The organism is Limnohabitans sp. 2KL-27 (assembly GCF_001269345.1).
Taxonomy (GTDB): Bacteria; Pseudomonadota; Gammaproteobacteria; order Burkholderiales; family Burkholderiaceae_C; genus Limnohabitans_A.
Genome location: NZ_CXOP01000002.1, coordinates 921,567 through 934,358, shown reverse-complemented (window position 1 = coordinate 934,358; position 12,792 = coordinate 921,567). Strand labels below are relative to the sequence as shown.

The 12,792-nt window shown below is 61.4% G+C and carries 16 protein-coding genes; 5 read left to right on the top strand and 11 right to left on the bottom strand.

Going from position 1 to position 12,792, the window contains the following annotated elements; genetic code table 11:
- Positions 1–69 precede the first annotated feature (69 nt).
- Positions 70–687, top strand: coding sequence for an RNA pyrophosphohydrolase (locus LHAB_RS07315; protein WP_090045064.1), 618 nt, complete (start codon positions 70–72; stop codon positions 685–687).
- 37 nt (positions 688–724) lie between these two features.
- Here the strand turns inward: LHAB_RS07315 and proB are convergent, their stop codons facing one another.
- The 4 genes from proB to rplU form a co-directional block, all read right to left on the bottom strand.
- Positions 725–1,861, bottom strand: coding sequence for a glutamate 5-kinase (gene proB, locus LHAB_RS07310; protein WP_090045063.1), 1,137 nt, complete (start codon positions 1,859–1,861; stop codon positions 725–727).
- A gap of 57 nt (positions 1,862–1,918) precedes the next feature.
- Positions 1,919–3,043 (bottom strand): Obg family GTPase CgtA, encoded by a 1,125-nt coding sequence (gene cgtA, locus LHAB_RS07305; RefSeq protein WP_053171761.1) that lies wholly within the window; start codon positions 3,041–3,043, stop codon positions 1,919–1,921.
- Positions 3,044–3,148: 105 nt separating this feature from the next.
- Complete coding sequence (gene rpmA, locus LHAB_RS07300; RefSeq protein ID WP_019430604.1) at positions 3,149–3,409, bottom strand: 50S ribosomal protein L27; 261 nt, start codon at positions 3,407–3,409, stop codon at positions 3,149–3,151.
- Positions 3,410–3,421: 12 nt separating this feature from the next.
- Positions 3,422–3,733 carry a 50S ribosomal protein L21 gene (rplU, locus tag LHAB_RS07295; RefSeq protein ID WP_090045061.1) on the bottom strand — a complete coding sequence of 104 codons (312 nt, stop codon included), beginning with the start codon at positions 3,731–3,733 and terminating at the stop codon, positions 3,422–3,424.
- A 217-nt stretch (positions 3,734–3,950) separates the two neighbouring features.
- Here rplU and LHAB_RS07290 point away from each other — a divergent pair, with 217 nt between their 5' ends.
- Both LHAB_RS07290 and LHAB_RS07285 read left to right on the top strand, forming a co-directional pair.
- Complete coding sequence (locus tag LHAB_RS07290) at positions 3,951–4,934, top strand: polyprenyl synthetase family protein (protein ID WP_090045060.1); 984 nt, start codon at positions 3,951–3,953, stop codon at positions 4,932–4,934.
- Between the two features lie 49 nt (positions 4,935–4,983).
- Positions 4,984–5,385 (top strand): surface-adhesin E family protein, encoded by a 402-nt coding sequence (locus tag LHAB_RS07285; protein ID WP_194943119.1) that lies wholly within the window; start codon positions 4,984–4,986, stop codon positions 5,383–5,385.
- Between the two features lie 23 nt (positions 5,386–5,408).
- Here LHAB_RS07285 and LHAB_RS07280 read toward each other — a convergent pair whose 3' ends face one another.
- From LHAB_RS07280 to LHAB_RS07255, 6 genes are read right to left on the bottom strand one after another with little or no spacing between them, the layout of a single operon-like run.
- Positions 5,409–6,152, bottom strand: coding sequence for a lysophospholipid acyltransferase family protein (locus LHAB_RS07280; RefSeq protein WP_090045057.1), 744 nt, complete (start codon positions 6,150–6,152; stop codon positions 5,409–5,411).
- A 26-nt stretch (positions 6,153–6,178) separates the two neighbouring features.
- Positions 6,179–7,474 carry a dihydroorotase gene (locus tag LHAB_RS07275; RefSeq protein ID WP_090045055.1) on the bottom strand — a complete coding sequence of 432 codons (1,296 nt, stop codon included), beginning with the start codon at positions 7,472–7,474 and terminating at the stop codon, positions 6,179–6,181.
- 24 nt (positions 7,475–7,498) lie between these two features.
- A complete protein-coding gene (locus LHAB_RS07270) occupies positions 7,499–8,464 on the bottom strand; it encodes an aspartate carbamoyltransferase catalytic subunit (RefSeq protein ID WP_090047773.1) in 966 nt (321 codons plus the stop codon).
- 31 nt (positions 8,465–8,495) lie between these two features.
- Positions 8,496–9,005: a bifunctional pyr operon transcriptional regulator/uracil phosphoribosyltransferase PyrR gene (pyrR, locus tag LHAB_RS07265; protein WP_090045053.1), complete on the bottom strand. Its 510-nt coding sequence runs from the start codon at positions 9,003–9,005 to the stop codon at positions 8,496–8,498.
- Positions 9,002–9,418 carry a Holliday junction resolvase RuvX gene (gene ruvX / locus LHAB_RS07260; RefSeq protein WP_090045052.1) on the bottom strand — a complete coding sequence of 139 codons (417 nt, stop codon included), beginning with the start codon at positions 9,416–9,418 and terminating at the stop codon, positions 9,002–9,004. The genes pyrR and ruvX overlap by 4 nt, the downstream gene beginning before the upstream one ends.
- Positions 9,415–10,026 (bottom strand): YqgE/AlgH family protein, encoded by a 612-nt coding sequence (locus tag LHAB_RS07255; RefSeq protein ID WP_090045050.1) that lies wholly within the window; start codon positions 10,024–10,026, stop codon positions 9,415–9,417. Before LHAB_RS07255 ends, ruvX begins: the two co-directional genes overlap by 4 nt.
- Positions 10,027–10,100: 74 nt before the next feature.
- Between LHAB_RS07255 and LHAB_RS07250 the strand changes: the two genes are divergently transcribed.
- Positions 10,101–11,576, top strand: coding sequence for a cryptochrome/photolyase family protein (locus LHAB_RS07250; RefSeq protein WP_090045049.1), 1,476 nt, complete (start codon positions 10,101–10,103; stop codon positions 11,574–11,576).
- Here the strand turns inward: LHAB_RS07250 and LHAB_RS07245 are convergent, their stop codons facing one another.
- Positions 11,577–11,747 carry a rubredoxin gene (locus LHAB_RS07245; RefSeq protein WP_090045047.1) on the bottom strand — a complete coding sequence of 57 codons (171 nt, stop codon included), beginning with the start codon at positions 11,745–11,747 and terminating at the stop codon, positions 11,577–11,579.
- Between the two features lie 102 nt (positions 11,748–11,849).
- On the opposite strand from LHAB_RS07245, the gene LHAB_RS07240 reads away from it, so the two are divergent.
- On the top strand, positions 11,850–12,791 hold the full coding sequence (locus tag LHAB_RS07240; RefSeq protein ID WP_090045045.1) for a bifunctional hydroxymethylpyrimidine kinase/phosphomethylpyrimidine kinase: 942 nt from the start codon (positions 11,850–11,852) through the stop codon (positions 12,789–12,791).
- Position 12,792 lies beyond the last annotated feature (1 nt).

The following is a 12,792-nucleotide window of genomic DNA, read 5'->3' as shown; positions in this document are numbered from 1 at the left end:
GGAAACATCCAACAGCCAGCGGCGGTGCGCCGTGCATAATGGACACAATTTAAAAATTTGAGGTTGATTATGCTTGACCGTGAAGGCTTTAGGCCGAACGTCGGCATCATTCTGCTCAACCAGAAAAACCAGGTTTTCTGGGGCAAGCGCATCCGCACCCACAGCTGGCAGTTTCCGCAGGGTGGCATTGACCGGGGCGAGAGTCCTGAACAGGCCATGTTCCGCGAATTGCACGAAGAAGTGGGGCTCCAGCCGGAGCATGTGCGCATTGTGGCCCGGACCCGCGACTGGTTGCGTTATGAGGTGCCAGACCGCTTCATCCGACGGGATGCACGCGGCTTTTACAAGGGCCAGAAACAAATCTGGTACCTCTTGCAGATGGTCACGCACGACCACCATTTGAATCTGCGCGCCACCGACCACCCCGAGTTCGACGCTTGGCGCTGGAACGATTACTGGGTGCCGCTCGACGTGGTGGTGGAGTTCAAGCGCGGTGTGTACGAAATGGCGCTGACCGAATTGGCGCGTTATTTGCCGCGCCAAGACCGCCAAAACCGCTATTTGCGCGGTGGCAGTCGGGCACCACGTGAAGGCGCGGAGCACGACGGCGCCCCACCGGAGCTGACGCCGCCCCTGCACATGGAGTTGCCGCCAGGGGCCAGTTTCGACCCCAACCCGCAAGGCTGACCCGCGCAGCAGCAGCCGGATCGAGCCTGCCGTGACTTCAGCGGCTGAGGATCAGGTTGTCCCGATGCACCATTTCGGGCTCGGCGGTGTAGCCCAACAAGGCTTCGTACTCATGCGAAGGCTTACGGCACAGCAACCGGGCCTCGGCGCTGGCGTAGTTGGCCAAGCCCCGAGCAATTTCTGCGCCTTGTTCATCCCGAATGGCGATCACATCGCCACGAGAAAAATCACCCGTCACGCCCGACATGCCAATGGGCAGCAAGCTCTTGCCTTCGCTGAGCACTTTGTGGGCTGCACCCGCATCCACCGTGACCGAGCCCCGCAGCTGCAGGTGGTCCGCCATCCATTGTTTGCGAGCCTGTTGCTTGGCGGTTTGGGCCACCAGCAAAGTGCCCATGTTGTCACCCCGGCTCAGGCGCAACAGCGCATCGGGCTCGCGGCCCCAGGCGATCACGGTAGAGGCACCTGAACCAGCGGCCCGCTTAGCGGCCAAGATTTTGGTGATCATGCCGCCCTTGCCGATGCTCGAACCCGCGCCGCCCGCCATGGTTTCCAGGGCTGGATCGCCGGCACGGGCCTCGTGCACAAAGGAAGCAGACGGGTCTTTGCGGGGATCGGCGGTGTACAGGCCTTTTTGATCGGTCAGGATGACCAGCAAATCGGCCTCGATCAGGTTGGCCACCAGGGCGCCCAAGGTGTCGTTGTCACCGAACTTGATCTCGTCGTTGACGACCGTGTCGTTTTCGTTGATCACCGGCAGCACGTGGTGCTGGAGCAGCGTCAACAAGGTGGAGCGGGCATTGAGGTAGCGCTCGCGGTCGGCCAGATCGGCATGCGTGAGCAGCACCTGGGCACTGCCCATGCCGTTTTCGCGCAACTTGGTTTCGTACATCTGCGCCAGCCCCATCTGACCCACAGCAGCCGCAGCTTGCAGCGCAGGCACTTCGCTGGGGCGGGTGGTCCAACCCAGGCGCTTCATGCCTTCGGCGATCGCGCCGCTGGACACCATGACCACTTCCTTGCCCTGGGCACTGAGCAGCGCCATTTGACGGCACCACTCCCCAATCGCGCCCTCGTCAAGCCCCCGGCCTTCGTTGGTCACCAGGCTGGAGCCCACTTTGACGACGATGCGGCGTGCATCGCGCAAGAGGGTGGAAACGGCGGCAGTGGTCATGCTGGGGTGTGGAGTTGGCGTTGAAACAGCGCTGGACAAGGACCGTGGCTGGGAGGGTCAGTCAGCGTCCGAGGGCAGCGGCTTGAAGCGCGGATCGTCGGCATCGGGCTCTTGTGGCTTGTCCTGCTCTTTGAAGCGGGGGTCGATGTCCACCACGCCTTGCTCGATGATTTGCTGGGCACGGATGTGCTTGTAGATTTCCTTGATCAGCGGCTCGCAGCCTTCACGGGTCAGGGCCGAAATCTGGAAAACAGGGCCCTTGTAGCGCATGCGCTTGATGAAGTCCTTGACGCGGGCTTCACGCTCTTCGGCGGGCACCATGTCCAGCTTGTTGAGCACCAGCCAGCGCGGCTTGTTGTACAGGCCTGGATCGTATTTTTTGAGCTCGGCCACAATGGCCTTGGCCTGTTGCACCGGGTCGACGTTCTCATCAAACGGTGCAAAGTCCACCACATGCAGCAACAAACGGGTGCGCTGCAAATGGCGTAAAAACAAGTGCCCCAAGCCTGCGCCTTCAGACGCGCCTTCGATTAGACCCGGCACATCGGCCACCACAAAGCTTTGCTCGGGGCCCACGCGGACCACGCCCAAGTTGGGGTGCAAAGTGGTGAAGGGGTAGTCGGCAATTTTGGGGCGGGCGTTCGAGACCGCCGCAATGAAAGTGGACTTGCCGGCGTTGGGCATGCCCAGCAAGCCGACGTCGGCCAGAACTTTCAATTCGAGTTTGAGTTCTTTTTTCTCACCCAACCAGCCAGGCGTTTTTTGCCTTGGCGCCCGGTTGATCGCGCTCTTGAAGCGCATGTTGCCAAAGCCGCCATCGCCGCCTTTGGCGATCATGATGGTTTCGCCGGGCACCAGCAACTCGTAGAGCACCTCGCCGGTTTCAGCGTCGGTGATGATGGTGCCCACCGGCATTTTGAGGGTGACATCGTCTCCTGCAGCGCCGAACATGTCCGAGCCCATGCCGTGCTGGCCGCGCTTGGCCTCGTGGCGGCGGGAGTAGCGGTAATCAACCAAGGTATTCAGGTTGATGTCGGCAAAAGCGAAGACATGACCGCCCCGCCCACCGTCGCCCCCGTTGGGACCGCCGAATTCTTTGTACTTTTCGTGACGGAACGAGACGCAGCCGTTCCCGCCGTCACCTGCGGAGATGTCTATATAGGCTTCGTCAACGAACTTCATGAGATTTCCAGTGTAGCTTGCGGCCCCACCGTCAATGCACAACAGGGCCAGAAAAGCGAAGAGCCCCGGCTTGCGGGGCTCCTCTTCGCCATGGGCGCGACAGGCTTAAACAGCCGGTGTCACGTTGACCATGTGCTTGCTGAGCTCGCCTTTGGTCGAGAACGACACGTGGCCGTCCACCAGAGCAAACAAAGTGTGGTCTTTGCCGATACCGACATTGTTGCCAGCATGGAACTTGGTGCCACGTTGACGAACGATGATCGAGCCTGCGCTGATCAGTTCACCACCGAAAGCCTTGACGCCGAGCATTTTTGGCTTGGAATCACGACCGTTGCGCGTAGAGCCGCCGCCTTTTTTCTGTGCCATGACCTATTCTCCTCAGGCAGCGATCACGCCGATTTGCAGTTCGGTGAACTGCTGACGGTGACCCTGACGTTTTTGATAGTGCTTGCGACGGCGCATCTTGAAGATGTGCACTTTGTCGTGCTTGCCATGTGCCAAAACAGTGGCTTTGACTGTGGCGCCGGACACCAGGGGCGTGCCGATCTTCAGGTCTGCGCCGTTGCCGACTGCAAGAACTTGATCAATCACGATTTCCTGGCCAACGTCCGCAGCAATCTGTTCTACTTTAATTTTTTCGCCAGCGACAACACGATACTGTTTGCCACCGGTTTTTATGACCGCGTACATATTAGACCTCTTGAATGGAAGTTTCCAAGGGCTGATCCCCAAGGAACCGGCGATTTTAGCATGATCCAGGCCAAACAGGCAAACACCAAGCCGTTCACCACATCACTAGGCAGGAACCGACCCAGGCGGTCCCTATAATGCACGCAGTTACAAAACCCACCCCGTTGACCGCCCTCGCCGCCCCGGTCATGCCGAGACACCCAGCCGGATCCTCCATTTGTCTGACTCTGAACACAGCACAGCCACCGTCCTGGCACTGGTAGCCCCCGACATGGCCGAGGTGGACCAGGTGATCGCCCAACGGCTCGATTCCGGTGTGCCCTTGGTCGGTGAAGTGGCGCGTTACATCATCTCTGCGGGTGGCAAACGCCTGCGCCCGGTCCTTTTGCTCTTGACTTGTGGCGCTTTGGGTTACACCGGCAGCCAGCGCCACAACCTGGCCGCTGTCGTCGAATTCATCCACACCGCTACTTTGCTGCACGACGATGTGGTGGACGAATCCACCTTGCGGCGTGGACGCCCTACGGCCAACGAAAATTTTGGCAACCCGGCCAGCGTGCTGGTGGGGGACTTTTTGTATTCCCGCGCTTTCCAAATGATGGTCGATGCGGACAGCATGCGGGTCATGCAAACCCTGGCCGATGCCACCAACGTGATCGCCGAGGGCGAAGTGCTGCAACTGATGAACATGCACGATGCCTCGCTCGACGAAGAAGACTATCTGCGCGTGATCCGGTCCAAAACTGCCAAACTGTTTGAAGCCAGCGCGCGCCTCGGAGCGATTTTGGCGGGCAGCCCCGCTGCCACCGAGGCCGCTTGCGCCCAATACGGCCAGGCTTTGGGCACGGCTTTTCAAGTGATCGACGATGTGCTCGATTACGACGGCAATGCCACCGAAATGGGCAAAAATCTGGGTGATGACCTGCGTGAAGGCAAGGCCACCCTGCCTTTGATTTTGGCCATGCAACTGGGCAGCGACAGCCAAAGACAAACTGTGCGCGAAGCGATTGAGACGGGCAGCGTCGAACGCCTAGCCGACATCGTGACCATCGTGCGCGAAACCGGTGCGCTCGAAGCCACACGCAATGCGGCGGCATCCGAGGCCCAACGTGCCATCGATGCGGCCATGCAGCTGCCTAACAACCGCCATCGGCAAGCCATGGTGGTGCTGGCCTCCCAGCTGCTCAACCGCAGGACCTGATGGCCTTTTCCCACGACCGATCGCGTCCGTCTGGCTCATCGACTGACCCATGAGAATCAAGCAATTCAAAGCTTTGGCAGTTTTGAGCTGGTTTAGTCTCTGGGGTGTGGGGGCGAATGCCACCCCCAAGTGGGAGCCCATCACCCTCAACGAGCAAGGTACGTTTTTCATAGACACCACGTCCATGTCAGAGGAAGACGGTCGTAAAAAAGTGTGGAGCGTCTTGGATTACAAGAAACAACAGCTCACCGGTGACGGCAAACCCTACCTGTCCTTACAGTCTCAGATCGAAATCCATTGCAAGAAGAAGATGGCCCGTGTTTTGCACATGACCTATTACTCCGGTCCCATGCAGGCAGGAAAAACGGTGTACCGCCAAGGCATGTTGCATGAATGGATGGTCATCGACCCATCCTCACCCATTCACAAAATTGCACGGAAAATTTGCTGACCAGGGCCTTGACGGGCTCAGTCTCAATGGCCGGTGTCGCGCAATCGGATCACTTCTTCGCGCAAATCATGGGCCCATGTGCGGCGATCGCGCCCATGGGCATGCTGCAGATCACCAAAATGGACCACGGCCGTGATGCCAGGGGCTTTGAGCGTGCGCCACATGGAGCCAATCAAGGTGTCATCGCCTATATAACAAGGCGCGAAGGTGATTGCACCGGTTTGATTGTCCAAAAACTGCAGCGACATGGGCTGAACGGGCGCCTGGGCATGAATCGCTGACTGGATCAAATTGGCATGAAAAGGGAGCAAGTCACGCCCGTCACTGGTGGTGCCCTCCGGAAAAATCGCCACCACATCGCCTTCTTGCATGGCGTTGGCGATGTCTTTGACCATGCGCAAAGCGTCCTTGCGGCTCGTCCGCTCAATGTATAGCGTTCCCGCCCCAGTGGCCAACATGCCGACCAGCGGCCAGTCTCGGATATCCGACTTGGATACAAAACGGCAGTGCCTGGCCGCGTGAATGACCAGGATGTCCAGCCAGGAGATGTGATTGGCCACCATGAGTGCCGGACCGTTGGCCACCGGTTGGCCCAGCACCCGCAAATGGATGCCCCACAGCGCTAGAAATTGCAGCGCCCAGGCCTGCACACGCATTTCCCGCTGCTCGGGACTGAGCTGTGGAAAACGGATGTAAATGGTCCACATGCCCGTGAAGACATGCCAAAGCCCTCTCAAGAATTTCCAGACAGCGATCAAAGAACTCATCTAAGCAGCACCCTGTTTCAGAGTGCTCAAGTGGCCTCAAACGCCACTTGCCCACCGACCACCGTGGCCAGCACGCGCCCGGGCAGCTCGTAACCGGAAAACGGGGTGCTCTTGCCCTGGCTGCGCAGCGAGGCCTCGGTCACCAACCAGTGGCCTTCGGTGGACAGCACGCACACATCGGCCACGCCCCCCACGGCCAGATGGCCGACCGAATCTTGCAAGCCACCCAAGGTGGCGCCCAGCACACGGGAGGGTTCGGCGGTGATACGCGAGAGCACTTGGGCCACAGGCAGACCGGCCTCCTGCCCCCACTTGAGCGCCAAGCTCCACAGCAGTTCCATGCCGGTGGCACCGGGTTCGGCCTCGGCAAACGGGAGGGCCTTGGCGTCCGCGTCGACCGGGGTGTGGTCCGACACCAGCACATCCAGCGTGCCATCGGCCAAGCCTGCACGCAAGGCATCGCGGTCGCGCTGCTGGCGCAGCACAGGTGTGAGGCGGGCACGGCTGTCAAAGTAGCCCATGTCGGCATCGGTCAGGTGCAAGGCATTGATGCTCACATCGGCCGTGACCGGCAAGCCCTCGGCCTTGGCCTTGCGGATCAGCTCCACCCCTTGGGCACTGCTGATACGGCACAGGTGCACGCGCGCTTGTGTCGAGCGCACCAGCTCGAAGATGGTGTGCAGGGCGATGGTTTCGGCGGCCACCGACACGCCGGACAACCCCATGCGCGTGGCCAGTGGGCCACTGGCGGCCACGCCCTTGCCCAAGTGCAGCTCCTGTGGGCGCAGCCAGACCGTGAAGCCAAAGGTGCTGGCGTATTGAAGCGCGCGCTGCAGCACTTGGGTGCTGGGGATCGGCACCTCGGCTTGTGAGAAGCCTACACAGCCGGCTGCGGTCAGTTGCACCATTTCGGTCAGCACATCGCCCTTGAGGCCCACGGTGAGAGCGCCCAGCGGCAGCACACGGGCCTGGTTCAATTTTTCGGCGCGGTAGCGCAGCATCTCGACCAGGCCGGGTTCGTCCAGCACTGGGTCGGTATCAGGCGGGCAGACCAGGCTGGTCACACCACCCGCAACGGCAGCGGCCATTTCACTCTCGAGCATGCCTGCGTGCTCTTGGCCAGGCTCGCGCAGACGCGCAGCCAAATCGACCAGGCCAGGTGCGACGATGCAGCCCTTGGCTTCGATCACGCGGTTGGGCTTGAAATCGGCGGGCACTTGGCCCATGGCCACGATGCGGCCTGCGGCGATCGCCACATCGGCCGTTTGGTCAAAGCCACTGGCGGGGTCGATCACGCGGCCATTTTGGATGATGAGTTTCATCTTTTTTTCCTTGTCGGCTTGTGTTTACGCCACGTTGCCCGCGACGATGCTCATGACCGCCATGCGCACCGCGATGCCAAAAGTCACCTGCGGCAAGATCACGCTTTGCCGGCCGTCGACCACAGCAGAGTCGATCTCCACACCCCGGTTGATCGGGCCGGGGTGCATGACGATGGCGTCGGGCTTGGCCAGTTGGAGTTTTTCGGGGGTCAGGCCAAAGCTCTCGAAGTATTCCTGGCTAGAGGGCAGCAGCGCACCGCTCATGCGCTCGTTTTGCAGGCGCAGCATGATGACCACATCGCAGCCCTTGAGGCCCTCTTCCAAGTTGTTGAACACGCGCACACCCATCTGGGCCATGTCCGCCGGCACCAGCGTTTTGGGGCCGACCACCCGCACTTCGGCGCAGCCGAGCGTGGTGAGCGCGTGGATGTCCGAGCGCGCCACCCGCGAGTGCAGCACATCGCCCACGATGGCCACGGTCAGGTCGGAAAAATCTTTCTTATAGTGCCGGATGGTGTACATGTCCAGCAGCGCCTGGGTAGGGTGGGCGTGGCGCCCGTCCCCGGCGTTGACCACGTGCACATGGGGCGCCACGTGTTGCGCAATCAGATACGGCGCGCCCGACTCGCTGTGGCGCACCACAAAGATGTCGGCCGCCATGGCGCTCAGGTTGGCGATGGTGTCCAGCAGCGATTCGCCTTTGCTGGCCGAGGAGCGGGCGATGTCGAGCGTGTACACGTCGGCCGAGAGGCGGGTGGCCGCGATGTCAAAGGTGGTGCGGGTGCGGGTGCTGTTTTCAAAAAACAGGTTGAACACGCTCTTGCCGCGCAAAAGAGGGACTTTTTTCACTTCACGGTCGCTCACGCTCACGAAACTGGCGGCTGTGTCCAGGATGTGCGTCAGGATGTCCTTGGACAGACCCTCGGTGGAGAGCAGGTGGATCAGCTCGCCGTTCTTGTTGAGTTGGGGGTTGTTGCGTTTGTAGAGCATGTTTTTCACCTCGTGGCCTGTGGATGCGCGTTCAAGAAAGCGGGGCTTTGGTCTCCACTTCAAAACTGAATCGGCCCGCCTCGTCGCGGGCCAGCGCCAGCGATTGGGTCTCGGGCAGGGCCACGCGGGCGGCGGCATAGTCGGCCTGCACCGGCAATTGGCGACCACCCCGGTCCACCAGCACGGCCAGCTGCACACGGGCGGGGCGGCCGTAGTCAAAAATTTCGTTCAGCACGGCGCGGATGGTGCGCCCGGTGTAGAGCACGTCGTCGAGCACCACCATATCCGCGCCATCAACCTCGAAAGGCAGATGGGTCTGGCCGCCCGCAGACAGGCCTCGCTGGGCAAAATCGTCGCGGTGCATGACGGAGGACACTTGGCCGGAGTCGCCAGGCAAGCCCAAATCACGCTGCAGGCGCTCGGCCAGCCAGGCACCGCCTGAGGTGATGCCCACCAAGCGGGTGTTGGCCGTGCACAGGCTGCGCACACCGCGCAGCAGCTCCAGGTACAAAGCCTCGGCGTTCAGGGCCAGTGCGCTCATGGAATGTTCCTTAAAAATTGGTCCAGGATGATCGCCGCGGCCGCCGCATCGGCGTCTTTGGCCCCATAAGAATGGGCTTCGGTGGTGGTGTAGCGCTCATCTACCTCGTACACAACGAGGCCAAAACGACCGCGCAGCTGCCGACCGAACTTGCGGGCGCGCAAGGTGTTGTCGTGCTCGCCGCCGTCGGGGTGGGTGGGGACACCGATCACCAGCGCATCGGGTTGCCACTCTTGGATGCGTTGGGCGATGCGCTCAAAGCGGGCATCACCCTCGGCGGCGATGGTGCCTTGGGGCGTGGCCGTTTTCAACAGGCGGTTGCCCACAGCCACGCCGGTGCGCTTGAGGCCGTAATCAAAAGCCAGAAAACTCTGGTGCTCGGCAGGGACGGTGTTCTCGGGGGTGCGGCTCATGCGTGTCCCGCATCTGGCGAGAGCATCCAGCTTTTGAGGCCCAGCAGGTCCAGAGCGCGGTCGTAGCGCTCGGCCATGGGCACCTCAAAAATCACATCGACCGAGGCGGGCACGGTCAGCCAGGTGTTTTCGCCCAGCTCGGATTCGAGTTGGCCCTCACCCCAGGACGCATAACCCAGCGTGACCAGCACGCGGCGCGGCCCGGCGCCCGAAGACAGGGCTTCGAGCACGTCGCGCGAGGTCGTCATCTCCAGCCCACCCGGCACGGTGAGCGTGGAAGCATAGGCCGAGCCTTCTTGTTCGGGTTTGGCCGTGGCCTTGGGATCATGCAAAGGGTCGTGCAGCACAAAGCCACGCTCGGTTTGCACCGGCCCGCCATGGCCCACCGGGTTTTGCATCAGGTCTTCCCGGCGCAGGGGCAGATCCACCTTGTCAAACAAGAGGCGCATGCTGATGTCAGCGGGCTTGTTGATGATCAGGCCCATGGCGCCGCGTTCGCTGTGCTCGCACATGTAGATGACGCTGCGGGCAAATGTCTCGTCCTCCAACCCGGGCATGGCGATCAGAAAATGATGCTTGAGGTCAATGGAGGCAGAATCGGCGGTCATGCACTGATTTTAGCGGCCCCGTTTCTGCGCAAGGGTCCACAGGTGCATTGTTTCACTCAAACCGGCATACCCCGATGGAAACCCCTTTTTCTTGTGGCCTGGTCTGGCTGCGGCGCGATCTGCGCGTGAGTGACCACGCCGCCCTGCACCAGGCCCTGAAGCACTGCCAGCGGGTGCATGTGGTGTTCGTGTTCGACACGGCCATTTTGGACGCCTTGCCCCGCGCCGACCGCCGGGTCGAGTTCATCCGCGAGTCACTGGTCGAGGTGGATGCGCGTTTGCGCGAGTTAGCGGGTCACCCCCAGGCTGGCCTGATCGTGCGCCACGGCGTGGCTCAGGACAAAATCGTCAAACTGGCCCAGCACCTGCAGGCGCAGGCCGTGTTTGCCAACCATGACGACGAGCCTCAGGCCCTGGCCCGCGACATCCAGGTGCGCGGCCACTTGGCCGACCACGGCATCGTGCTGCACACCTTCAAGGACCATGTGGTCTTTGAGCGCAATGAGGTGCTGACCCAGATGGCCAAGCCCTTCAGCGTGTTCACGCCCTACAAAAACGCCTGGCTGAAAAAAGTCACGCCGCAGGACCTGCAAGCTTTCGACGTGGCCCTTCTGGCCCAGCGCCTGGCCCCGCGCCCCGAGGACCTGGCCCACCCGGTGCCCAGCCTCAAAGACATCGGCTTTGAGCCCACCAACCTGCAGGCCCTGAAAATCCCCACGGGCGAGTCGGGCGCGCAGGCCTTGCTGCACGACTTTTTGACCCGCATTGACCAGTACGAAGACACCCGCAACTTCCCGGCGGTCAAAGGTCCCAGTTATCTGAGCGTGCATTTGCGCTTTGGCACCGTGTCGATCCGTCAGCTGGCGCGTGAGGCGCACCCGCGCATGCTGGCAGGCAGCGTAGGGGCGAGCGTGTGGCTTTCGGAGTTGATTTGGCGCGACTTTTATGTGCAGGTGCTGCACAACTTTGCCCATGTGGGCCGGGGCCAAAGTTTCAAGTCCGACTACGACGCCATCCATTGGGAACGCGGCCCGCATGCCCACAAGCTGTTTGAGGCCTGGTGCCAAGCGCGCACCGGCTACCCGCTGGTGGACGCGGCCATGCGCCAGATCAACCAGACCGGCTACATGCACAACCGCCTGCGCATGGTGGTGGCGAGCTTTTTGGTCAAGGATTTGGGCATCGACTGGCGCTGGGGCGAGACGTACTTCGCCACCCACCTGAACGACTTTGACTTGTCGGCCAACAACGGCGGCTGGCAATGGGCCAGTTCCAGCGGGTGCGACGCGCAGCCGTATTTCCGCATCTTCAACCCGATCAGCCAAAGCGAAAAGTTTGACCCGGAGGGCAAATTCATCCGCCGCTACATGCCCGAGTTGGCGGCCCTGCCCACGGCCGCGCTGCACGCCCCCTGGCTGGCCAAGCCCATGGAATTGCAAGCGGCGGGGGTGGTGATCGGCCAAACCTACCCGGCACCCATCGTCGACCATGCCCAAGCCCGCGAGAAAACGCTGGCCCGGTATGCGGTGGTCAAAAAGAACGCGGACTGATCAGATGGCGACCATCTCGAAGTCTTCCTTGCGGGCCGCGCATTCGGGGCAAGTCCAATTCATGGGCACGTCTTCCCATTTGGTGCCAGGGGCGATGCCGTGCTCGGGGTCACCTGCGGCTTCGTCGTAGATCCAGCCGCAAATCAGGCACATCCAAGTTTTGTGTTCCATCACAGTGTCGCAATCAGAGAGTCGAATAGAATGATTTGATTGTATCGGCCCATTCCACACACACCCGGATCCGGGTGTGATGGCCCTGACATTTGACCTTCAATGACCGATCCCAAGCCCGCCATCGCCGACACCGACCAACTTCCGGATGACGAAGAGTCGGCCTCTTTGGCCTGTGTGCTGTCCTTCAATGCCAACGACCCCAGCGGTGCGGGCGGCTTGAGCAGTGACGCGGTGGCCATGGCTTCGGTGGGCGCGCACTGCATGCCGATTTGCACCGGCACTTATGTGCGCGACACCAGCAGCATCACCGACTTTTTTGCACTCGACGACGAAGCCGTTCATGACCAGGCCCGCGCCGTGGCCGAGGACGTGCCAGTGCAGGTCATCAAAGTGGGCTTTGTCGGCACGCCCGAGAGCTTGGCGGTGATTGCCGAGCTGTCGGACGACTACGACGGTGTGCCGGTCGTTGCCTACATGCCCAACCTGTCATGGTGGGAAGAAGACAAGATCGACGCTTACTTGGACGCTTTTCGCGAATTGCTGCTGCCGCAAACCAGCGTGCTGGTGGGCCACCACAGCACGCTGCGCCGCTGGTTGCTGCCCGACTGGAGCGGCGATCGCAACCCCGGCCCGCGCGACATTGCCAAAGCGGCCGCCGAGTTGGGCGTGCCCTACACGCTGGTGACCGGGCTGCCCTTGCCCGAGCAACACATCGACAACGTGCTGGCTTCGCCCGAGACCGTGCTGGCCCACGAAAAGTTTGAACGCATTGAGGCGGTTTTTGCGGGTGCTGGCGACACGCTCACCGCAGCTTTGGCCGCCTTGCTGGCCACCGGCATGGACCTGCCCGAAGCCACCAGCGAAGCCCTGCATTACCTGGACCGTTGCCTGGACGAAGGCTTTCGGCCGGGCATGGGACAAGTCATTCCAGACCGCCTTTTCTGGGCCCTGCCCGAAGGCGAAGAAACCGACGACGATGGCCCCGAAGTGCACCCGGGGGCGGATTATTTTGAAGTGCCATTTAACGAAACCAAACACTGAA